Source organism: Modestobacter roseus, assembly GCF_007994135.1.
GTDB lineage: Bacteria > Actinomycetota > Actinomycetes > Mycobacteriales > Geodermatophilaceae > Modestobacter > Modestobacter roseus.
Genome location: NZ_VLKF01000001.1, coordinates 4229178 through 4249100, shown reverse-complemented (window position 1 = coordinate 4249100; position 19923 = coordinate 4229178). Strand labels below are relative to the sequence as shown.

Below are 19923 nucleotides of genomic sequence, written 5' to 3'. Positions count from 1 at the left end.
GCCCGGCCAGCACACCCAGCGCCAGGAACAGGACGACGAGGACGATCAGTCCACCAGAGGGGCTCATGCCCGAACAGTGGCACTGCCCATCCTGGCGCAGAGCGGTCCAATCCGGCATGGTGGCCCCATGCCACCGGCCGTCGTCGAGCAGTCCACTCCCGCGCAGGAGCTGGCCACCCTGATCGGTGCGGTCACCGCCCTCCCTGCACCCCGCTATGCCGGGCTGGCCCGGCGCATCCGCGAACTGGTCGACGCCGGCCGGCTCCCGGCCGGGTCACGCCTGCCCGCCGAGCGCGACCTGGCCACCGCGCTGGCCACCAGCCGGGTGACCGTCGCCTCCGCCTACCGGGTGCTGCGCGAGGAGGGCTGGGCCCGGACCCGGCACGGCTCGGGCACGGTCCTGGAGCCCCCCGGTGGCGCGCCCGCCCGCGACTGGCTGCCCACCGACGCACCCGGCCACATCGACCTCGCCCACGCCGCGCCCGCGGCGACCTCCCAGCTCGAGCCCGCCTACCGGACGGCCCTGGAGCGACTGCCCGCGCTCACCACCGGGCACGGCTACGCCCCCGGCGGGCTGCCCGAGCTGCGGGCGGCGATCGCGGACCGGTTCACCGCCCGCGGGCTGCCCACCGACCCGGACCAGGTCGTGGTCACCGCCGGGGTGGGCGACGCCGCCGCCGTCGTCGCCGAGGCGGTGCTGGAGCCCGGCGACCGGGTGCTCGTCGAGCACCCCAGCTACCCCGGCGCGCTGCGCGTCGTCGAGGGCGCCGGCGCCCGGCTGGTGCCGGTCGCGGTCGACCCGGCGCACCCGGACGCCCTGGTCGAGGCCGCACACCTGGCGGTCCGGCAGAGCGGTCCCCGGCTGGCCTACCTGATGCCGGACTTCACCAACCCGACGGGGGCGCGGATGTCGGCGGCCGGGCGGCGCCGGCTGGCCGCCACCCTGTGGCAGCAGGGCGTGGTCACCGTCGTCGACGAGGTCTGCGCCGAGCTGTACCTGGACGACGGCCCGCTGCCGCCGTACGCCGCCGGCCTGCCGGACGCCGCCACGGTCACCATCGGCGGGCTGGCCAAGGCGGTCTGGGGTGGGCTGCGGATCGGCTGGCTGCGCACCGACGCCGCCCTGGCCGCCCGGCTGGCCACGGTGTTCGGCCGCCGCCAGCTCTCCGTCGGCCTGCTCGACCAGCTGGCCGCGACCGTGCTCGTGCGCGACCTGGACGCGGTGCTCGCCGAACGCCGGGCACAGCTGATCGCCCAGCGCGCCGCGCTGCTGACCGCCCTCGCCGACCGGCTGCCGGAGTGGCGGGTGCACCCACCGGCCGGCGGGCTCTCGGTCTGGTGCGCGCTGCCCCCGGGGCTCAGCTCCGCCGCCCTCGCCGCCGCCGCCGCGCCGCGCGGGGTGCTGCTCGCCGAGGGGCGGGTCTTCGGCACCGGGCACGCCTTCGACGACCACCTCCGGCTGCCCTTCACGCGGCCCGCCGAGGATCTGCGCACCGCCGTCGACGTGCTGGCCGGACTCGCCGCGGAGCTCCGTTCCGACCTCGGCCGGACGCCTGCGCCACGCACCGTCGTCTGAGACCACGCCCTCGGCGTGCCCGGACCGGCACGCCGGGTGACGACGCCGCCGGGGCAGTGGTGGCCACGCCCCGATCCCGCCGAGCGCGGCACGGTGCTGGTCGATAGCGTCCAGGAGCGGTCGCCCGCACAGGGCGATGGGCCCTCTCCGTCGAGAACACGGCGCGTGGAGAGCCCCACCGGCAGAACCCCGGTCGCGCTGTCGAGATCGGTCGATGCGATGCCCTCCACCATGGCCAGCACCCGGACTGCTGACACCGTCGTCCCGCACCCGGCCGTCGCCGCGCGCCCGGCCGGTCAGCAGCCCGCCCCCGCGCCCGAGCCGTCCCCGCGCCGGCTGACCGGGCGGTTCAACGGCGACCTGGTCACCGGCCAGTGGTGGTGGTCGCCGGAGCTGTTCGCCCTCCAGGGGCTGGACCCGGCCGCCGTCCAGCCGTCGGCCCAGCTGCTCCTGGCGCACGTCCACCAGGACGACCGAGCGGCCGTCCGGGAGGCGCTCGGCGTCGCCGGCACAACCGGCACGCCCTTCACCCGGGAGCACCGGCTGGTCCACCCGGACGGGCACCCGCGCCGCGCCCTCCTGGTGTGCGAACCCGAGGCCGACCGGAACGGCAGGGTCGTCGTCCTCGCCGGGCTGGTCGTGCACCTCTCCGGCGGACCCGCCCACCCAGCGGCCGCCGCGTCCACGGACCCGGTGCACCGGCTAGAGACCGAGGTCGAGCAGCTCCGCACCGCGATGGCCAGCCGGGCGGCGATCGAGCAGGCCAAGGGCATCCTGATGCTGCTGATGGGCTGCGGTGACCAGGTGGCGTTCGACCTGCTCGCGCACATCTCCAGCCACACCCACCGGAAGGTGCGCGACGTCGCGGTGTCGATCATCGACTCGGCCAGCGGGCGGCAGCCCCTGCCGGCCGACGTCCGCGACATCCTGCACGACGCCTGCCCGCCCGGCCGCAGGATCTGACCGGGGGGCCGCCCCCGCTCGTCCTGCGCCGGTGCCCGTCGGAGAAGATGCCGGGACCCCCGGCACCGGAGTCCCGGTCCGGGTGCGGGACGAACGAGGGGAGGCCGGCGCGTGTTCTACCTGCTCGCCCGGTTCGTGCTGCGGCCGCTGTTCCTGCTGGCCTTCCGGCCCACCGTGCTCGGCCGGGAGAACGTGCCGGCCACCGGCCCGGTCATCCTGGCCAGCAACCACCTCTCCTTCATCGACAGCATCGCCATCCCGCTGATGGCCCCGCGCAAGGTCGGCTACCTGGCCAAGGCCGAGTACTGGCAGGGCTCGGGCCTCGGGGGCTGGCTGACCCGGACGCTGTTCACCGCGCTGGGCGCGCTCCCGGTGGAGCGGACCTCCTCCCGGGCGGCCCAGGCCGCGCTGGACACCGCGATGGGCGTGCTCCGCGCCGGCGAGGCGTTCGGCATCTACCCCGAGGGCACCCGGTCCCGGGACGGCCGGCTGGCGCGGGGCAAGACCGGCGTCGCCTGGCTGGCGCTCACCGCCGACTGCCCGGTGGTGCCGGTCGCCGTGCACGGCACCGACCGGGTGCAACCGATCGACGCGCGCTGGCCGCGGCCGCACCGGATCCGGGTCACCTTCGGCGAGCCGCTGACCTTCCCCGAGCACCGCGGCCTGGCCGGGAAGGGGAAGGCCCGCCGTGCGGTCACCGACCAGGTGATGGAGGCGATCGCCGAGCTGTCCGGCCAGGAGAAGGCCGGGTGGGGCGCCACCCCGACCGCCGCGTGACCACCCCGCGCAGCCGCGCGCACGGAGCGCTCCTCGTCGCCGGCACCACCTCCGACGCCGGCAAGTCCGTGGTGACCGCCGGCATCTGCCGCTGGCTGGTCCGCCAGGGGGTCTCGGTCGCGCCCTTCAAGGCGCAGAACATGAGCAACAACTCGATGGTCACCGCCGACGGCGCGGAGATCGGCCGGGCGCAGGTCATGCAGGCCGCCGCGGCCCGGGTCGAGCCCGAGTCGGCGATGAACCCGGTGCTGCTCAAGCCCGGCGGGGAGAACGCCAGCCAGGTCGTCGTCCTCGGCAGGCCCGTCGCCGACGTGACCGCGCTGAGCTACCGGCCGATGAAGGCCGCCCTCCTGGAGCAGGCCCTGGAGTGCCTGGCCGACCTGCGCTCCCGGTTCGACGTCGTGGTCTGCGAGGGCGCCGGCTCCCCCACCGAGATCAACCTGCGCGCCGACGACATCGCCAACATGGGCCTGGCCACCGCGGCGCAGCTGCCGGTGGTCGTGGTCGGCGACATCGACCGCGGCGGGGTGTTCGCCGCCCTCTACGGCACCGTCGCGCTGATGCCGCCGGGCGACCAGGCGCTCGTCGCGGGCTTCCTGGTGAACAAGTTCCGCGGCGACGCCCGGCTGCTCGCCCCCGGGCTCGACCGGCTGCAGGCGCTGACCGGCCGGCCGACGCTGGGCGTGCTCCCCTGGCAGACCGGCCTGCACCTGGACGTCGAGGACTCCCTCGGCGTCGACGCTCCCCGCGAACCGGCCGGGCCACCCCACGGGGAGGACGTGCTGCGGGTCTCGGTGGCCCGGCTGCCGCGGCTGTCGAACTTCACCGACCTCGACGCCCTCGCCGCCGAGCCGGGCGTGCTGGTGCGCTGGGCCACCCGCCCGGAGGAGCTCGCCGACGCCGACCTGGTCGTGCTGCCCGGCTCCCGCGCGACCGTGGCCGACCTGGGCTGGCTGCGGGAGACCGGGCTGGCCGACGCCGTCGCCCGCCGGGCCGCCGCGGGCGGGGCGGTGCTCGGCATCTGCGGTGGCCACCAGATGCTCGCCCGCACGATCACCGACGACGTCGAGTCGCGCGCCGGCGTCGTCCCCGGGCTCGGCCTGCTGCCCACCCAGGTGCGGTTCGCGCGGGAGAAGACCCTGGCCCGCCCGGTCGGCGCCGCCCTCGGCCAGCCGGTGCGCGGCTACGAGATCCACCACGGCCAGGTGACGGTCGACGGCTCTGCGGAACCGTTCCTCGACGGTGCCCGGGCCGGGTCGGTGTTCGGGACGACGTGGCACGGCGCGCTGGAGAACGACGGCTTCCGCCGGGCGTTCCTGACCGAGGTCGCCGCGATCGCCGGCCGCCGCTTCACCGCCGCGCCGGACACCGACTTCGCCGCGGTCCGGGAGGCCCGGTTGGACGCGCTGGGCGACCTGGTCGCCGAGCACGCCGACACCGACGCGCTGTGGCGGCTGATCGAGGACGGCGCCCCGGCCGGCCTCCCGGTGCTCCCCGCGGGCCTCGGCGGCTGACGTCTGCGGTCTCGTGGTCTCCCCGGCCGGGAGGCCACGACGTCGCAGAACTCACCGGTCGAGCAGTGCCCGCACCTGGTCCGGCCACGGGACGGCGACGCCGTCGGCGACCGCGACGTAGGTCATCCGCACCCGGCAGCTCACCCGCTCCCGCACCCGGACGGTGAGCGCGACGGTGAGGCTGGTGCGGCCCAGCCGCTCCAGCTCGGCGTCGACGCTCACCGTGTCCCCGTGCCGGGCCGGGCTGCGCCACTCCAGCTGCGCGGCCTTCACCAGCTGCTCGACGCCGGTCTCGGCGAACGGGAGCCCGACGGACCGCCACCAGGCGGCGACCGCCTCGTCGGCCCAGGTCAGGTAGTGGCCGTTGAAGACCACGCCCTGCGGGTCGCACTCGGCGAAGCGGACGGGGGCACTCCACACCTCGGGCACGAGGCGCCAAGCTACCGTCGGGGCGTGGACAGCAGCCTCGCCGGCACCGCCCGCTCCGACCAGGAGGTGCTCGCCGGCTACCGCCCGCCCAGCCAGCTGGTGCTGGACAAGGAGATCGACCGGATCGACCGGCACTGCGCGGCGTTCATCGGGCTCTCCCCCTTCGCCACGCTCTCCACGGCCGGGGCCGACGGCTGGCCGGAGACCAGCCCGCGCGGCGGCGACCCGGGCTTCGTGCGCGTGCTCGACGAGCAGCACCTCGCGCTGCCCGACCGCACCGGGAACAACCGCGTGGACAGCCTCCGCCGGCTGGCCGAGAACCCCCGCGCCGCGCTGCTGTTCTTCGTGCCCGGCGCCGAGGAGACGCTCAAGGTGTTCGGGACGACGTCGCTCGCCGGCCCCGACGACCTCGGCGTCGACCTCACCGAGTTCGGCCGGGCGCCGAGGTCGGTGCTGGTGATCGAGGTGACCCGCGCCTACTTCCAGTGCGGCAAGGCGGTCATGCGTTCGGGGTTGTGGGACCCGAGCACGCACGTCGACCGGTCCACCATGACGCCGTTCGGCGAGGTGCTGCGGGAGCACTGCCGGCTGGAGACCCCGCTCCCCGACGACGCGACGATCCGCGCCGAGCTGGCCCAGGAGCTGTAGCTCAGCCGGCGAGCTCCTCCCGCTCGGCTCTGCGGGCGGCCACCGCGCGCTGGGCGAGCAGCCGCATCCGGTCGGCGCGCGCCCGGCGTTCGGGGCGGTAGCGCGCGTCCTCGACCAGTTGCCAGGCAGCCAGGGCGCTGGCCCGGACCGTGGCGGACCCGGCGACGGTCACCGGCTGCGCCGGCTGGGCTGTGGTCATCACATGCCCCTCTCCCCCACTGGCGGCGGAATCGCCGCCGTCGTCCTGTAGTGGCCCACCGTTGGTCGTCCCAACCGTCGATGTGACCACTCTGCAGTCGAACAGGCACCGTTCGTCGCGAGGATCACACCGTTGTCGTTCGGGTGGAACGACCGACGCGAGGTTTCGATCCGAGTCCGGCGTGTCCCCGAGGGGCACGCCGCGTGGCTGGTCGCCTACCGTCCGGGCATGGCGAGCGGATGGCGCGGACTGCTGGGCCGGCTGACGACGGCGGTGCGGACGACGACGCGGACGGCAGGCCCCCGGCCCGGCCGCCCGGCGGCGACGCGGGCGGTCACCGACCACGGGGGCCCGCTGGAGCTGGACTACCGCCCACGGGACGACGGCCGCCCCGACCCGGGGGAGATCGTCTGGGCGTGGGTGCCCTTCGAGGAGGCCGACGGCCGCGGCAAGGACCGCCCGGTGCTGGTGGTCGGGCGGGACGGCGACGCGCTGCTGGGCCTGATGCTCACCAGCCGGGACCACGACCGGGACGCCGCCGACGAGGCGCGGCACGGCCGGTACTGGGTCGACATCGGCACCGGCGCCTGGGACCGGCGCGGCCGGCCCAGCGAGGTGCGGGTCGACCGGGTGCTGCGCCTGTCCGCCGACGACGTCCGCCGCGAGGGGGCCACCCTGGACCGGGCGCGGTTCGACCGGGTCGTCGCCGAGGTCCGCCGCCGGCGCTGACGGTCAGTCGGCCGAGGGCTCGCTCTCGTGGGCGGGCACGCGGGGCCGCAGGTGGTAGACGCCGGCGCCGGCGGTCAGGCTCTGCAGGTCGTACCGGTGCACGACCTTCGGCCCGCCGTGCAGGTGTACGTGCGTGACGGTGGGCAGGGGGTCACCGTGCCGGGCCTCGCGGACCTCCACCCGGCCGTCGAGCGGCCCGCCCACGAACAGCAGCACGGCGCCCTCGTCCTCGGGGGCGCCGGTCGCGGTCGTGTCGTCCTCGGACAGCGCGGTCCTCCTCGCTCGGTGCCAGTGCCCCGCCGGGTGGCGGCCCCGACCAGGGTAGGCACGGACGGGCGGTTCGTCCCGCGGTACCGGCGTTCAGCCGCCGGCGACCGGACGTGATCCGTGCCGCGCCCAGACCTCGTGGCCGGCGGCCGAGGCCGCCGCCACCAGCGGCACGAACAGCAGCGCGCCCGCGATGCCCCACAGCAGCCCGCCCGCCGTCACGGCGATGAGCACCACCGCGGCGTTGATCGGCAGGCGGCTCTTCATCACGTAGGGCTCGATCACGTCGTTGCCGATCTGCTGGACGACCACGACCAGCGCCAGCACGAGCGCGGCGGTGCCCGGCCCCGACGCGCCGTAGGCCACCAGGACCGCCAGCCCGCCGGCGACGAAGGCCCCGATGGTGGGGATGTAGGAGGCGACGAACTGCAGCACCGCGAGGCTGAGCGCGAGCGGGACGCCGAGCAGCAGCAGGCCGACCCCGATGCCGACCGCGTCGAACAGGGCCACCACGGTCAGCCCCCGCACGTAGGCGCCGACCGTGCCCCACGCCGCCCGGCCACCGGCGTCGACGTCCTCCCGCAGCCGGCCGCCGAACTTGCCCAGCAGCCACTGCCACATGCCCGGCCCGCTGGTCAGGAACAGGAAGGCCAGGGCCAGCGCCAGGAAGACGCCCAGCACGGCCTCCAGCAGCGTCTGGGCCGGCCCGACCAGCTGCCCCACACCGGAGCCGCCCTGCCCGCCGCTCCCCGCCAGGTCGCCGAGGGAGGGCATCGAGACGCCGAAGCGCTCCGACAGCTGGGTGGACACCCGGTCCAGGGCGTCGCGGAGCTGCGGCAGCTGGGCCGAGATGCGGGCGGCCAGGCCGAGCGCGATGCCCGCCACCACCAGCAGGAGCAGCAGCACCGCCGCCCCGGCCGACACCCAGCGCGGCACCCCCTTGCCGCTCGCCCAGCGCACCGCCGGCGCGGCCACCCCGGCCAGCAGCAACGCGGTCAGCGCGGCGACGAGCACCAGGGTGAGCTCCACGGCCAGCGCGGCGACCAGCCAGACCAGCACCGCGAGCACGAGCAGCCGCCCGCCGACATCGGCGGCGCGGACCAGCCAGGCGGGGGCCGCCCGGCCATCGGGATCAGAGCGCAGTTCCTCGGCTGCCATGCCCGGGGGATGCCACACCAGGGCCGCCTGACACATGACGATCCAGGGTCACGGCCGGGTCGTCACGCCGGTGACCGCCCCCGGCGGAGCCAGCGGGCCAGCAGGGGTGCGGTGAAGAGCATGACGAACAAGCGCAGCACCTGGACGGCGAGCACGAACGTCGCGTCCGCCCCGCTGCCGCTCGCGGTGGCCAGCACCGCGTACAGCCCACCGGGGGTGGTGGCCAGGTAGCCCTCCAGCCGGCTGACCCCGGCCGTCGCCGACAGCAGCAGCCCGAGCCCGGCGCAGGCTCCGATGACGCCGACGATCAGCGCGACCGCCAGCGGCAGCGCCCGGCCGACCACCCGCAGGCTCTGCCGGGTGAGTCCGATGCCGACCTGCAGCCCGATCGCCAGGAACGCGGCCGACTCCACCGGCCCGGGCACGTCGGCGCCCTGCGCGACGCCGGTGAGGTCGAGCGCCGCGGCCACCAGCAGCGGCCCGAGCAGCGCACCGACCGGGATGCGCGCCACCCGGCCCAGCACCAGCCCCACCGCCACGCAGACCGCGGTGAACAGCAGCCCCGCGGCCCAGCCCGGGCCGTCGTCGGCCGGCGCCGGCGCACCCGTGGCGTCCGCGCCGTAGACCGTCGTCGCCACGACCGGCATCGCCACCACGATCACCACCACGCGCAGGTACTGCAGCACACCGACCAGCTGGGCGTCGGCGCCGAGGTCGCGGGCCATCGCGGTGATCCCGGAGGCGCCGCCGGCGATCATGGCGAAGGCGCCGGTGACCGAGCTGATGCCCCGCTGCAGGCGCATCAGCTGCCCGGCCGCCAGGCTGACCAGCAGGGTCGCCACGGTGATGCCGAGCACCGGCAGCCAGTGGTCGGCGACGACACGGAGGGTCTCCGGCTGCACCAGCGCCCCGGCCGAGACCCCGATCAGCGCCTGCGCGCCGGTCAACGCCGGGCGGGGCAGCGCCAGCCGGGTGCGGCCGACCAGCGCCCGGCCCAGCCCCGCGGCCAGCCCGCCGAACAACGCCGGGGAGGGCACCGAGAGCCGGTCCATGACCAGCGCCAGCAGCACCGCCGCGACGAGGACGACGGCCCAGTCGGCCAGCAACCGCCCTCGTCCCCGCTGCACGCCGTGCACTCTGCCGCAGGCGCGGCTCAGCGCCTCAGAGGCCGGCGATGCGGCGCAGCTCGGCGACGTGCGCGTCGAAGGCTGCCCGGCCGGCCCTGGTCAGCGCGAGGCTGGTGCGCTGCCGGGAGGCGACGGTCGCCTTCTTCACGGTCACGTACCCGGCCTCCTCCAACTGCTTGACGTGCTTGGAGAGCACCGAGTCGCTGACCCCGACGGCGTCCCGGACGGCGGCGAACTCCATCGTGTCGACGGCGGCGAGCAACCCGCAGACCTGCAGCCGGGGCGGGGCGTGGACGACCGCGTCGAACCGCGGCTCGACGGCGGTCACCGCTCCCCGCGCAGCTCGGCGATGTAGATGCCGCTCCACCAGCGGCTGACCAGCGCGATCGACACGCCCAGCACGGCGCCCGCGACGGCCATCGCCCAGTGCTGGTCGTACCCGAGGTGCAGCACGAACGCGGGGACGACGACGAGCACGTAGACCACCAGCCAGACGGCGATCGCCTTGCGCGTGCGACCCGCGCGGAAACCGTTGACCCAGGTGCCGGTGAGGCGCTGGTAGGTCGACACCAGCCAGCCCAGACCGGCGCACCCGAGCAGTACGCCGGCGACCGTGGCCACCGGGTGGTCGAGCGCCTGGGCGCCCAGCAGCACGAAGACGCACCCACCGAGCAGGGCGTCGTACCACCAGGGCTGCATGGCCCGGTCGGCCAGCGCATCCCGGTCGGCCTGCAGTGCGGCCAGCTGGGCGACGGCGTCGTCCCGACCGATCCCGTTGCTTTCCATGACGGAAAGAGTGGCGCATCACTTTCCACTTCGTCAAGAGACACGCCCCTGTCCCCAGCCCGGGTGCCCGTGGTCGAATGGCGCTCCAACTGCGACGGCAGTGGAGGAAGCCCGGTGCGACTCCGGCGCGGTCCCGCCACTGTGAGCCGGCTCCCGAGCCGGTGAGTCAGGAACTCCCGCCGTCGCCTCCTGCCACCTCCGGGCGTGGACACCCGGGGAGAGGACCCGTGGTCTGCTCATGACCTATCCCTTCGGCGCCGTCGTCGGCATGGACGACATGCGACTGGCGCTGCTGCTCAACGCCGTCTCCCCCGCCGTCGGCGGGGTGCTGGTGCGCGGCGAGAAGGGCACGGCGAAGTCGACGACGGTGCGCGCCCTGGCCGCCGTCCTGCCGCCGGTCGACGTCGTCGCCGGCTGCCGCTTCGCCTGCGACCCCGCCGCCCCCGACCCGGAGTGCCCGGACGGCCCGCACGACCCCGCCTCCCCGTCGGTGACCCGGCCCGCGAAGCTCGTCGAGCTGCCGGTCGGCGCCTCGGAGGACCGGCTGGTCGGGTCGTTGGACCTGGAGCGTGCACTCACCGAGGGCGTGAAGTCCTTCGAGCCCGGGCTGCTGGCCGGGGCGCACCGCGGCGTCCTGTACGTGGACGAGGTCAACCTGCTGCACGACCACCTGGTCGACCTGCTGCTCGACGCCGCGGCACTGGGCCGGGCCTACGTCGAGCGCGAGGGCGTCTCGGTGCAGCACGCGGCGCGGTTCCTGCTGGTCGGCACCATGAACCCGGAGGAGGGCGAGCTCCGCCCCCAGCTGCTGGACCGGTTCGGCCTCACCGTCGAGGTCGCCGCCCCGCGGGACGCCGACCTGCGCGCCGAGGTGGTCCGCCGCCGGTTCGGCTACGACGCCGACCCGGCCGGCTTCGCCGCCGCCTGGGCCTCCTCCGAGCGGGAGCTGGCCGGCCAGATCGCCGCGGCCCGCGCCCTGCTGCCGCAGGTGGTGCTGAGCGACGCCGCGCTGCGCCAGGTGACCAGCGTCTGCGCCGCCTTCGACGTCGACGGGCTGCGCGCCGACCTGGTCACCGCCCGCGCCGCGATCGCGCACGCCGCCTGGGCGGGGCGCACCGACGTCACCGAGGACGACGTCCGGGTCGCCGCCCGGCTCGCCCTCCCGCACCGCCGGCGGCGCAACCCCTTCGACGCCCCTGGGCTGGACGAGGACACGCTGGAGCAGGCACTCGAGGACTCCCGGCCCGACACGGCACCGGACGACGACCCGACCCCGCCCGAGGGCACCGACCCGACCGACGGCGGCCCCGACGGCGACGGTGGCGGCCCTCCCCCACCGCCGTCCGGCGGCCCGGACTCCACCGGCCAGGATCCGGCGCCGGAACCCGGCCAGGATTCCGCGCCGGAACCCGGCCGGGATTCGGCGCCGGAACCCGGCCGGGGTTCGGCGCCGAACCCCGGGGACGGCGAGCCGACGACGGCGCCGCGGGGTGAGGGCGGTGGGCACACCGACGCCGCCCCGGCACCGGAGAAGGCGGCCGTCACCCCCGATGCGCCGTTCCGGGTGCAGCGGCTGGAGGTGCCCGGCACCGGCGCGGGCGCGGCCGGCCGGCGGTCCCGGGCGCGCAGCGAGCGCGGCCGGGTGGTCGGCTCCCGCCGGCCCGAGGGCAGCGTGACCCGGCTGCACCTGGTCGACACCGTGCTCGCCGCGGCGCCGCACCAGCACGCTCGCGGCCGCACCGGCACCGGCCTGCGGGTCGAGCGCGCCGACCTGCGCCAGGCCACGCTCGAGGGGCGCGAGGGCAACCTGGTCCTCTTCGTCGTCGACGCCAGCGGCTCGATGGGCGCCCGCTCGCGGATGGCCGCGGTGAAGGGCGCCGTCCTCTCCCTGCTGATGGACGCCTACCAGCGCCGGGACAAGGTCGGCCTGATCACCTTCCGCGGCGGCGACGCCGAGCTGACCCTGCCGCCCACCTGGTCGGTCGAGGCGGCGGCCGCCCGGCTGACCAGCCTGCCCACCGGTGGCCGCACCCCGCTGGCCGCGGGGCTGCTGCGGGCGCACGAGACGCTGCGGCTGGAGCGGGTGCGCGATCCGCGGCGCCGGCCGTTGCTCGTCCTCGTCACCGACGGCCGGGCCACCGGTGCTCGCGGCGGCGACCACCTCGGCGACGCCCGCCGGGCCGCCGGGCTGCTGGCGACCGCGGACGTCGCGAGCGTCGTCGTCGACTGCGAGTCCGGGCCGGTGCGGCTCGGGCTGGCCGCCGCCCTGGGCCTCCAGCTGGGCGCGCAGACGCTGCGGCTGGAGGAGCTCGGCGCCGACCAGCTCGCCGGCGTCGTCCGCGAGAGCAGGGCTGCCTAGTGAGCGAGCTCGCGAGCTCACCGATGAGCACAGTGCCCGGCAGTGTTCCGACGAGCGCCAGCGAGGAGGACCAGTGCCGCAGGGACAGGTGACCGCCGTCCCGGTCGACGGGCTGACCACCCGGCAGCGCCGCAACCGGCCGCTGCTCGCCGTGCACACCGGGGAGATGAAGGGCAAGTCCACCGCCGCCTTCGGGATGGCGATGCGGGCGTGGAACCAGGGCTGGTCGATCGCGGTCTACCAGTTCGTCAAGAGCGCCAAGTGGAAGGTCGGCGAGGAGAACGCGCTGACCGCGCTCGGCCGGGTGCACGAGACCACCGGTGAGGGCGGCCCGGTGGTCTGGCACAAGATGGGCTCGGGCTGGTCGTGGTCGCGCAAGCACGGCGACGAGACCGACCACGCCGCCGACGCCGCCGAGGGCTGGGCGCAGATCAAGCGTGACCTGGCCGTCGAGGCGCACCGGTTCTACGTGCTCGACGAGTTCACCTACCCGCTGAAGTGGGGCTGGGTCGACGTCGACGACGTCGTCGAGACCCTGACGCACCGACCGGGCAGCCAGCACGTCGTCATCACCGGCCGCGACGCCCCGCCGGCGTTGGTCGAGGCCGCCGACCTGGTCGTGCAGATGACCAAGGTCAAGCACCCGATGGACGCCGGCCAGAAGGGCCAACGGGGGATCGAGTGGTGAGCACCCGCATCCCGCGGATCGTGGTGGCCGCGCCGTCGTCGAACGCCGGCAAGACGTCGATCACCACCGGCCTGGTCGCCGCGCTGACCGCCCGCGGGCTCACCGTGAGCCCGCACAAGGTCGGCCCCGACTACATCGACCCCGGCTACCACGGCCTCGCCGCCGGCCGCCCGGGCCGCAACCTGGACAAGTGGCTGGTCGGCGACGACCGGATCACCCCGCTGTTCCTGCACGGGGCCCGGGGCGCCGACGTCGCGGTCGTCGAGGGCGTGATGGGGCTGTTCGACGGCGCCGCGCACGCCAGCGTCGAGCCCGGCTACGGCTCGACCGCGCAGGTCGCCGCGCACCTGCAGGCCCCCGTGGTGCTCGTCGTGGACGCCGCCTCACAGGCCCGCAGCGTGGCCGCGCTGGTGCACGGGTTCGCCACCTTCGACCCGACGGTGCGCATCGGCGGCGTCGTCCTCAACCGGGTCGGCAGCGACCGGCACGAGGCGATCCTCCGCGAGGCGCTCGGCGCCGCCGGGGTACCGGTGCTCGGCGCGGTGCGCCGGATCGAGGACTTGCACACCCCCTCCCGCCACCTCGGGCTGGTGCCGGCGGCCGAGCGGTCGGCCGAGGCGGTGCGCACGGTGCGCGCGCTGGGCGCGGTCGTGGAGTCCAGCGTCGACCTGGACGCCGTCCTCCGGCTGGCCCGCACCGCACCCGACCTGTCCGGGGAGGCCTGGGACCCGGCCGCCGAGGTCACCCGGGTCGAGGGCCGGCCGGTGGTCGCCGTCGCCGGTGGGCCGGCGTTCACCTTCGGCTACGCCGAGACCGCCGAGCTGCTCGCCGCGGCCGGCGCCGAGGTGGTGACCGTCGACCCGCTGCGGGACGACGCCCTCCCGGAGGGCACCCGCGCGCTGGTCGTCGGCGGGGGCTTCCCCGAGGTGCACGCCAGCGCGCTCAGCGCCAACGTCGGGCTGCGGACGGCGATCGCCGAGCTCGCCCGGTCCGGTGCACCGATCGCCGCCGAGTGCGCCGGGCTGCTGTACCTGTCGCAGGAGCTGGACGGCGAGCCGATGTGCGGCGTGCTGCCCACGACGACGGCGATGCACCCGCGGCTCACGCTCGGCTACCGGGCCGCGGTCGCGCTCACCGACAGCGTGCTCGCCCCGGCCGGCACCCGGGTGCGCGGGCACGAGTTCCACCGCACCACCGCCGGCCCGGCCGCCGGGGCGACGCCGGCAGCGTCACCGGCATGGCAGTGGAACGCCGACGGCCCCGAGGGCTTCGTCAGCGACGGCGTGCACGCCTCGTACCTGCACCTGAACTGGGCCGGTTCCCCTGGGATGGCCTCCCGCTTCGTCGCCGCCGCCGCGCGGCTCCCCGAGAGGGCGCACCATGCACATCGCTGAGGGGTTCCTCCCGCCGGCGCACGCCATCGGCTGGACCGTCGCCGCCGCCCCGTTCGTCGTCCACGGCGCCCGGTGCGTGGTCAAGGAGGTGCGCGAGCACCCCGAGTCGACGCTGCTGCTGGGCGCGGCCGGCGCGTTCACCTTCGTGCTGAGCGCGATCAAGCTGCCCTCGTTCAACGGCAGCTCCAGCCACCCCACGGGCACCGGGCTCGGCGCCGTCCTGTTCCGGCCGCCGGTGATGGCGCTGCTCGGCACGGTGGTGCTGCTGTTCCAGGCGCTGCTGCTCGCCCACGGCGGGCTGACCACGCTGGGCGCCAACGCCTTCTCGATGGCGGTGGTCGGGCCGTGGGTGGGCTACGGGGCCTACCGGCTGGTGCGCCGCGTCGGTGGCGGGCTGCTGCCCGGGGTGTTCGCGGCGATGGCGCTGGCCGACCTGGCCACCTACGTGACGACGTCGCTGCAGCTGGCGCTGGCCTTCCCGGACGCCGAGAGCGGCCTGGTCGGCGCGGCGCTGAAGTACCTCGGCGTCTTCGCGGTCACCCAGGTGCCGCTGGCGGTCGGCGAGGGGCTGCTCGGCGTCCTGCTGTTCCGGGTGCTGACGGTCAACGCCCGCCCCGAGCTGGAGCGCCTCGGCGTCCTCCGCCCCGCGCCCGAACCGGGTTTCGGCGCCGAACCCCGCCCGGCATCCGGCGCCGAAACCCGGCCGGCATCCGGCGCCGAGAACCGGCCGGGATCCGGCGCGGGAACCGGGACGGCGGAGCGGGAGGAGCTGCGATGAGGCGGCACCTGGTCACCGCGCTGCTCGTGCTGGCCGTGATCGCGCTGTTCGCCACCCCGCTGCTGCTGGACCGGGACAGCGAGTACGCCGGCACCGACAGCCAGGCCACCGAGCTGGTGCAGGAGTCCGACCCGGGCTACGAGCCGTGGTTCGAGTCGGTCTTCTCCCCCGGCTCCTCGGAGATCGAGTCGGGCCTCTTCGCGCTGCAGGCCGCGCTGGGCGGCGGCGTGCTCGGCTACGCGATCGGCCGGCTGCGCGGCCGGCGGACGGCGCAACGGGCGGCGGCGGAGAGCCCCACCCCGGGCCCGTGACCGGGCTCGCGATCGACGACGCCGCCTGGGCCAGCGCCTGGCGACGGCGCTCCCCGGCCGACAAGCTGCTGCTGTCCGGCGGGCTGGTGGTCGGCGCCCTGGTGCTGCCGGCGTGGCCGGGCAGCGTGCTGGTCGCGCTGACCGCCGTCGTCCTGGCGCTCGGCCCGGCCCGGGTGCCCGCGCTCACCTTCGGCCGGGCCATCCGCCTGCCGCTGGCGTTCATCACCATCGGCGCGCTGACCGCGGTGGTGCAGGTCGGCGACGGCATCGGCTGGGCCCCGGACGCGGCCACGCGGGCCGGGGAGCTGGTCGGGCACGCGCTGGCCGGCAGCGCTGCGGTGCTGCTGCTGGCGACGACCACGCCGATGTCGGACCTGCTGCCCGCGCTGCAGCGGCTGCGGGTGCCCGACGCGGTCATCGAGGTCGCCTCGGTCACCTACCGCCTGCTGTTCGTGCTGCTGACCAGCCTGACCACCATCCGGGAGGCGCAGACCGCCCGGATGGGGCACTCCACCGTCCGCCGGTCCTACCGCTCCAGCGGGGTGCTCGCCGCCGCGGTGCTCACCCGGTCGTGGGACCGGGCGCGGCGGCTGCAGGACGGGCTGGCCGGCCGGGGCATGGAGACCGGGCTGCGGGTGCTGCCCGAGACGCTGCCGAGTTCCCGCCGGTTCGAAGCGCTCACGGTGGCCGGGCTGGCCGCGCTCGTCACCGTCGGGGTGCTGGCATGAGTCACCTGACGCTCGCCGCGAGCGGGCTGACCGCCGGCTACGACCGCCGCCGGCCGGTGCTCGACGGCGCCTCGCTCACCGTCCCGGCCGGCCGCCGGCTGGCGGTGCTGGGCGCCAACGGCTCGGGGAAGACGACGCTGCTGCGCTGCCTGTCCGGCGCGCTGGCGCCCGCCCGCGGCCGGGTCACCCTGGACGGCGCCGAGCTGCGGCACACCCGGGCGGGCCTTCGTGCCCACCGCCAGGAGGTGCAGCTCGTGCTGCAGGACCCCGACGACCAGCTGTTCAGCGCCTCGGTCGCGCAGGACGTCTCCTTCGGGCCGGTCAACCTCGGCCTGACCGAGGACGAGGTGCGTGCCCGGGTCGCCGAGGCGCTGGCGCTGCTCGCCGTCACCCACCTGGCCGAGCGCCCCACCCACCAGCTCTCCTACGGCGAGCGCAAGCGGGTGGCGATGGCCGGTGCGGTCGCGATGCGCCCGTGCGTGCTGCTGCTCGACGAGCCGACCGCCGGCCTCGACCCCACCGCGGTCGGGGAGGCGCTCGCCGCGCTGGCCCGGCTGCAGGAGGCCGACTCGACGGTGGTGATGAGCACCCACGACGTCGACCTGGCGCTGCGGTGGGCCGACGAGGTCGCCGTCGTCGTCGACGGCCGGGTGGTGCAGGGGACGCCGGAGACCGTGCTCGGCGACGACGCGCTGCTGGCCCGGGCCCGGCTGGACCGGCCCTGGGCGCTGACCGTGGGCGCCCGGCTGCGCGCGCTCGGCCTGCTGCCCGACGGCGCCCTCCCCCGGGACGCCGACGCGCTGCTCGCCGCGCTGCCCGACTCCCCCGGCGTGCGCACGTGATCACCGTCGGCGTCGGCGCGTCCACCGGGGTGAGCGCCGAGGAGGTGCTGGCCGCCGTCGACGCGGTGCTCCCGCCGGACGCCGGCCCGGTCGAGCTGGCCACGCTGGACGCCCGCGCCGCGGAGCCCGGTCTGCGGGAGGCCGCCGCACTGCGGGGCTGGCCGCTGACCGGGCACCCGGCGCCGGTGCTGGCGGCGGTCCCCGTGCCGGCGTCCTCGGCTCGGGTCGCCGCCGCCGTCGGCACCGGGTCGGTCGCCGAGGCCGCCGCGCTGCTCGGCGGGGGGCGGCTCGTCGTCGGCAAGACGGTGCGCGGCCGGGTGACGGTGGCGGTGGCGGAGGACGTCGATCTGCGTCATCACGGGGACGCCGAGGTCGGCCCGGGGCTGGTCGACCTGGCGGTGAACGTGCGCGCCGACGCCCCGCCGGCCTGGCTGCGCGCGGTGCTGCACGAGGCGCTGGACGCCAGCGCCGGCTACCCCGACCCCCGCCCCGCCCGGGTCGCCGTCGCCGCCGCGCACGGCCGCGACCCCGCGCAGGTGCTCCTCACCGCGGGCGCCGCCGAGACCTTCACCCTGCTCGCCCGGGCGCTCACCCCGCGGCGGGCCGTCGTCGTGCACCCCTCGTTCACCGAGCCGGAGGCGGCGCTGCGGGCCGCGGGCCACCCGGTCGAGCGGCTGCTGCTGACCGCCCCCGCCTACCGGCTGGACCCCGCCGCCGTGCCGGACGACGCCGACCTGGTGGTGCTCGGCAACCCGACCAACCCGACGTCGGTGCTGCACCCCGCGGACACGGTCGCCGCGCTGGCCCGGCCGGGGCGGGTGCTGGTGGTCGACGAGGCGTTCGCCGACTCGGTGCCCGGCGAGCCGGCGTCCCTGGCGCACCGCGCCGACCTGCCCGGCGTGCTGGTGGTGCGCAGCCTGACCAAGACCTGGGGGCTCGCCGGGCTGCGGGTCGGCTACGCCCTGGGCCCCGCCGACCTGGTCGCAGCACTCGCCGCGCAGCAGCCGCACTGGCCGGTCTCCACCCCGGCGCTGGCCGCGCTGGTCGCGTGCAGCACCGACCGCGCCCGGGCCGAGGCCGACGCGGTCGCCCGGCAGCTGGCCGTGCACCGGCGCGCCCTGATCGACGCGCTGCCGGCCGGCGTCACCGTCGTCGGCGACCCGGCGTCGGCGTTCGTGCTGCTGCACGTGCCCGGCGGCGCGCGGGTGCGCGGACGGCTTCGCGCGGAGGGCTGGGCGGTGCGCCGCGGGGACACCTTCCCGGGCCTGACCGGCGACCACCTGCGGGTCGCGGTGCGCGATCCGGGGACCTCGGGTGCCTTCGCGACGGCGCTGGCTGCGATCCTGGGCGGGGTCAGCGCCGACCTCCCCGCCCTGCACGCCCTGGCAGAAGAGAGCCGATGACCGCGACTGACCCCGCCCCGGCCGCCGTCTACCCGGTCGGGCTGCGCCTGGCCGGACGCCGTGTCGTGGTGGTCGGCGGCGGCCAGGTGGCCCACCGCCGGGTGGCCGGGCTGCTCGATGCCCGCGCCCTGGTCACCGTGGTCAGCCCCGAGGTCACCCCGGCGCTGGAGGCCCTGGTCGCCCCCGGCTCGGTGACCTGGCACCCCCGCCGGTACGTGCGTGGCGACCTGGCCGGCGCCTGGTACGCCGTCGCCGCCACCGACGACCGCGACGTCAACGCCGCGATCGCCGAGGAGGCGGAGCAGGCCCGGGTGTTCTGCGCCCGCGCCGACGACCGGTCGGCGTCCAGCGCCTGGACCCCCGCGGTCGGCCGGCAGGGCGACCTCGTCGTCGGCGTGCACGGCGGCGGCGACCCGCAGCGGGCCATCGGGGTGCGGGACGCGGTGCTGGCCGGGATCACCGACGGCTCGATCTCCGACCGCGCTGCCCGCCCCGCCGAGGGGTCCGGGGGCAGCGTCGTGCTCGTCGGGGGCGGCCCCGGCGACCCGGGGCTGGTCACCGTCCGCGGCCGGCACGCGGTGGCGACGGCGGACGTCGTCGTCGCCGACCACCTGGCCCCGCAGGGGCTGCTCGCCTCGCTGCCGGCCGAGGTCGAGGTGATCGACGCCTCCAAGCTGCCGCGCGGGCGGTCGATGGCGCAGGAGCAGATCAACGAGTTCCTGGTCTCCCGGGCGCTGGCCGGCAAGCGGGTGGTGCGGCTCAAGGGCGGCGACCCGTTCGTCTTCGGCCGCGGCTGGGAGGAGCTCGAGGCCTGCGCGGCCGCCGGGGTGCCGGTCGAGGTCGTGCCGGGCGTCACCAGCGCCATCGCCGTCCCGGGGCTCGCCGGGGTGCCGGTCACCCACCGCGGCATGACCCACGAGTTCGTCGTCGTCTCCGGGCACGTGCCGCCCGGGCACCCGGCGTCGCTGGTCGACTGGGCCGCGCTGGGCCGGTTGCGCGGCACCGTCGTCGTCCTGATGGGCGTGGACACCGCGGCACGGATCGCCGCGGCCCTGGTCGAACACGGGCGCGACCCGCAGACGCCGGTCGCCGTGGTCTCCGACGGGGCGACCCCCGGTCAGCGCACGGTGCGCACCACCCTGGCCGGCCTGGGCCAGGCGATCGCCGACGAGGGCATCCGCCCGCCGGCGGTCTGGGTGGTCGGCGACGTCGTGGGGCTCGGCGCGGAGCGCTGACCCGACCGCACC

At 76.6% G+C, this 19923-nt stretch carries 22 protein-coding genes and 1 riboswitch; of the genes, 15 read left to right on the top strand and 7 right to left on the bottom strand.

Annotated features, from left to right (window positions below; translation table 11 throughout):
- Positions 1-127: 127 nt before the first annotated feature.
- The 4 genes from yczR (at position 128) to JD78_RS20310 (ending at position 4830) form a co-directional block, all read left to right on the top strand.
- Positions 128-1576, top strand: coding sequence for a MocR-like transcription factor YczR (yczR, locus tag JD78_RS20325; protein ID WP_153360417.1), 1449 nt, complete (start codon positions 128-130; stop codon positions 1574-1576).
- 219 nt (positions 1577-1795) lie between these two features.
- Positions 1796-2539 (top strand): PAS and ANTAR domain-containing protein, encoded by a 744-nt coding sequence (locus JD78_RS20320; protein WP_153360415.1) that lies wholly within the window; start codon positions 1796-1798, stop codon positions 2537-2539.
- Positions 2540-2650: 111 nt separating this feature from the next.
- Positions 2651-3316 carry a lysophospholipid acyltransferase family protein gene (locus JD78_RS20315; protein ID WP_153360413.1) on the top strand — a complete coding sequence of 222 codons (666 nt, stop codon included), beginning with the start codon at positions 2651-2653 and terminating at the stop codon, positions 3314-3316.
- Positions 3313-4830, top strand: a complete 1518-nt coding sequence (locus JD78_RS20310) for a cobyric acid synthase (protein WP_153360411.1) — start codon at positions 3313-3315, stop codon at positions 4828-4830. Before JD78_RS20315 ends, JD78_RS20310 begins: the two co-directional genes overlap by 4 nt.
- Positions 4831-4881: 51 nt before the next feature.
- Here JD78_RS20310 and JD78_RS20305 read toward each other — a convergent pair whose 3' ends face one another.
- Positions 4882-5259, bottom strand: a complete 378-nt coding sequence (locus JD78_RS20305) for an acyl-CoA thioesterase (RefSeq protein WP_153360409.1) — start codon at positions 5257-5259, stop codon at positions 4882-4884.
- A gap of 24 nt (positions 5260-5283) precedes the next feature.
- Between JD78_RS20305 and JD78_RS20300 the strand changes: the two genes are divergently transcribed.
- On the top strand, positions 5284-5907 hold the full coding sequence (locus JD78_RS20300; RefSeq protein ID WP_153360407.1) for an MSMEG_1061 family FMN-dependent PPOX-type flavoprotein: 624 nt from the start codon (positions 5284-5286) through the stop codon (positions 5905-5907).
- Position 5908: 1 nt separating this feature from the next.
- On the opposite strand, the gene JD78_RS20295 is transcribed toward JD78_RS20300, so the two are convergent.
- On the bottom strand, positions 5909-6106 hold the full coding sequence (locus JD78_RS20295) for a hypothetical protein (RefSeq protein WP_153360406.1): 198 nt from the start codon (positions 6104-6106) through the stop codon (positions 5909-5911).
- A 228-nt stretch (positions 6107-6334) separates the two neighbouring features.
- Here JD78_RS20295 and JD78_RS20290 point away from each other — a divergent pair, with 228 nt between their 5' ends.
- Positions 6335-6835 carry a type II toxin-antitoxin system PemK/MazF family toxin gene (locus tag JD78_RS20290; RefSeq protein WP_153360404.1) on the top strand — a complete coding sequence of 167 codons (501 nt, stop codon included), beginning with the start codon at positions 6335-6337 and terminating at the stop codon, positions 6833-6835.
- 3 nt (positions 6836-6838) lie between these two features.
- On the opposite strand, the gene JD78_RS20285 is transcribed toward JD78_RS20290, so the two are convergent.
- From JD78_RS20285 to JD78_RS20265, 5 genes are all read right to left on the bottom strand, one after another.
- Complete coding sequence (locus JD78_RS20285; RefSeq protein WP_153360403.1) at positions 6839-7051, bottom strand: hypothetical protein; 213 nt, start codon at positions 7049-7051, stop codon at positions 6839-6841.
- 144 nt (positions 7052-7195) lie between these two features.
- Positions 7196-8260 carry an AI-2E family transporter gene (locus tag JD78_RS20280; RefSeq protein ID WP_166521357.1) on the bottom strand — a complete coding sequence of 355 codons (1065 nt, stop codon included), beginning with the start codon at positions 8258-8260 and terminating at the stop codon, positions 7196-7198.
- A gap of 62 nt (positions 8261-8322) precedes the next feature.
- Positions 8323-9387, bottom strand: a complete 1065-nt coding sequence (locus JD78_RS20275; RefSeq protein ID WP_153360399.1) for an AbrB family transcriptional regulator — start codon at positions 9385-9387, stop codon at positions 8323-8325.
- Between the two features lie 34 nt (positions 9388-9421).
- Positions 9422-9715 (bottom strand): transcriptional regulator, encoded by a 294-nt coding sequence (locus JD78_RS20270; RefSeq protein ID WP_153360397.1) that lies wholly within the window; start codon positions 9713-9715, stop codon positions 9422-9424.
- Positions 9712-10173 (bottom strand): hypothetical protein, encoded by a 462-nt coding sequence (locus JD78_RS20265; RefSeq protein ID WP_153360395.1) that lies wholly within the window; start codon positions 10171-10173, stop codon positions 9712-9714. Before JD78_RS20265 ends, JD78_RS20270 begins: the two co-directional genes overlap by 4 nt.
- Positions 10174-10276: 103 nt before the next feature.
- Positions 10277-10349: riboswitch (cobalamin riboswitch) on the top strand.
- Positions 10350-10411: 62 nt separating this feature from the next.
- On the opposite strand from JD78_RS20265, the gene JD78_RS20260 reads away from it, so the two are divergent.
- The 9 genes from JD78_RS20260 (at position 10412) to cobA (ending at position 19911) form a co-directional block, all read left to right on the top strand.
- Positions 10412-12532, top strand: coding sequence for a putative cobaltochelatase (locus JD78_RS20260; protein WP_153360393.1), 2121 nt, complete (start codon positions 10412-10414; stop codon positions 12530-12532).
- A gap of 73 nt (positions 12533-12605) precedes the next feature.
- The gene (gene cobO / locus JD78_RS20255) at positions 12606-13220 is read left to right on the top strand and encodes a cob(I)yrinic acid a,c-diamide adenosyltransferase (RefSeq protein WP_153360392.1); all 615 of its coding nucleotides are present in this window, start codon (positions 12606-12608) and stop codon (positions 13218-13220) included.
- Positions 13217-14614, top strand: coding sequence for a cobyrinic acid a,c-diamide synthase CobB (locus tag JD78_RS20250; RefSeq protein ID WP_228395162.1), 1398 nt, complete (start codon positions 13217-13219; stop codon positions 14612-14614). Before cobO ends, JD78_RS20250 begins: the two co-directional genes overlap by 4 nt.
- A complete protein-coding gene (locus JD78_RS20245) occupies positions 14601-15392 on the top strand; it encodes an energy-coupling factor ABC transporter permease (RefSeq protein WP_153360388.1) in 792 nt (263 codons plus the stop codon). The genes JD78_RS20250 and JD78_RS20245 overlap by 14 nt, the downstream gene beginning before the upstream one ends.
- Positions 15389-15703: an energy-coupling factor ABC transporter substrate-binding protein gene (locus JD78_RS20240; protein WP_153360386.1), complete on the top strand. Its 315-nt coding sequence runs from the start codon at positions 15389-15391 to the stop codon at positions 15701-15703. The genes JD78_RS20245 and JD78_RS20240 overlap by 4 nt, the downstream gene beginning before the upstream one ends.
- Complete coding sequence (cbiQ, locus tag JD78_RS20235; protein ID WP_153360384.1) at positions 15700-16431, top strand: cobalt ECF transporter T component CbiQ; 732 nt, start codon at positions 15700-15702, stop codon at positions 16429-16431. The genes JD78_RS20240 and cbiQ overlap by 4 nt, the downstream gene beginning before the upstream one ends.
- Positions 16428-17273 (top strand): energy-coupling factor ABC transporter ATP-binding protein, encoded by an 846-nt coding sequence (locus JD78_RS20230; RefSeq protein WP_153360382.1) that lies wholly within the window; start codon positions 16428-16430, stop codon positions 17271-17273. Before cbiQ ends, JD78_RS20230 begins: the two co-directional genes overlap by 4 nt.
- Positions 17270-18676 carry an Rv2231c family histidinol phosphate aminotransferase CobC gene (cobC, locus tag JD78_RS20225; RefSeq protein WP_228395161.1) on the top strand — a complete coding sequence of 469 codons (1407 nt, stop codon included), beginning with the start codon at positions 17270-17272 and terminating at the stop codon, positions 18674-18676. The genes JD78_RS20230 and cobC overlap by 4 nt, the downstream gene beginning before the upstream one ends.
- Positions 18673-19911: a uroporphyrinogen-III C-methyltransferase gene (gene cobA, locus JD78_RS20220; RefSeq protein WP_153360380.1), complete on the top strand. Its 1239-nt coding sequence runs from the start codon at positions 18673-18675 to the stop codon at positions 19909-19911. The genes cobC and cobA overlap by 4 nt, the downstream gene beginning before the upstream one ends.
- Positions 19912-19923: the final 12 nt, after the last annotated feature.

Excerpts from the sequence above, each read along its gene's own strand:
- yczR (WP_153360417.1), top strand. The coding sequence starts at position 128 with ATGCCACCGGCCGTCGTCGAGCAGTCCACTCCCGCGCAGGAGCTGGCC.
- JD78_RS20320 (WP_153360415.1), top strand. The coding sequence starts at position 1,796 with ATGCCCTCCACCATGGCCAGCACCCGGACTGCTGACACCGTCGTCCCG.
- JD78_RS20295 (WP_153360406.1), bottom strand. The coding sequence starts at position 6,106 with ATGACCACAGCCCAGCCGGCGCAGCCGGTGACCGTCGCCGGGTCCGCC.
- JD78_RS20290 (WP_153360404.1), top strand. The coding sequence starts at position 6,335 with ATGGCGAGCGGATGGCGCGGACTGCTGGGCCGGCTGACGACGGCGGTG.
- JD78_RS20280 (WP_166521357.1), bottom strand. The coding sequence starts at position 8,260 with ATGGCAGCCGAGGAACTGCGCTCTGATCCCGATGGCCGGGCGGCCCCC.
- JD78_RS20265 (WP_153360395.1), bottom strand. The coding sequence starts at position 10,173 with ATGGAAAGCAACGGGATCGGTCGGGACGACGCCGTCGCCCAGCTGGCC.
- JD78_RS20260 (WP_153360393.1), top strand. The coding sequence starts at position 10,412 with ATGACCTATCCCTTCGGCGCCGTCGTCGGCATGGACGACATGCGACTG.
- JD78_RS20245 (WP_153360388.1), top strand. The coding sequence starts at position 14,601 with ATGCACATCGCTGAGGGGTTCCTCCCGCCGGCGCACGCCATCGGCTGG.
- JD78_RS20240 (WP_153360386.1), top strand. The coding sequence starts at position 15,389 with ATGAGGCGGCACCTGGTCACCGCGCTGCTCGTGCTGGCCGTGATCGCG.
- JD78_RS20230 (WP_153360382.1), top strand. The coding sequence starts at position 16,428 with ATGAGTCACCTGACGCTCGCCGCGAGCGGGCTGACCGCCGGCTACGAC.
- cobA (WP_153360380.1), top strand. The coding sequence starts at position 18,673 with ATGACCGCGACTGACCCCGCCCCGGCCGCCGTCTACCCGGTCGGGCTG.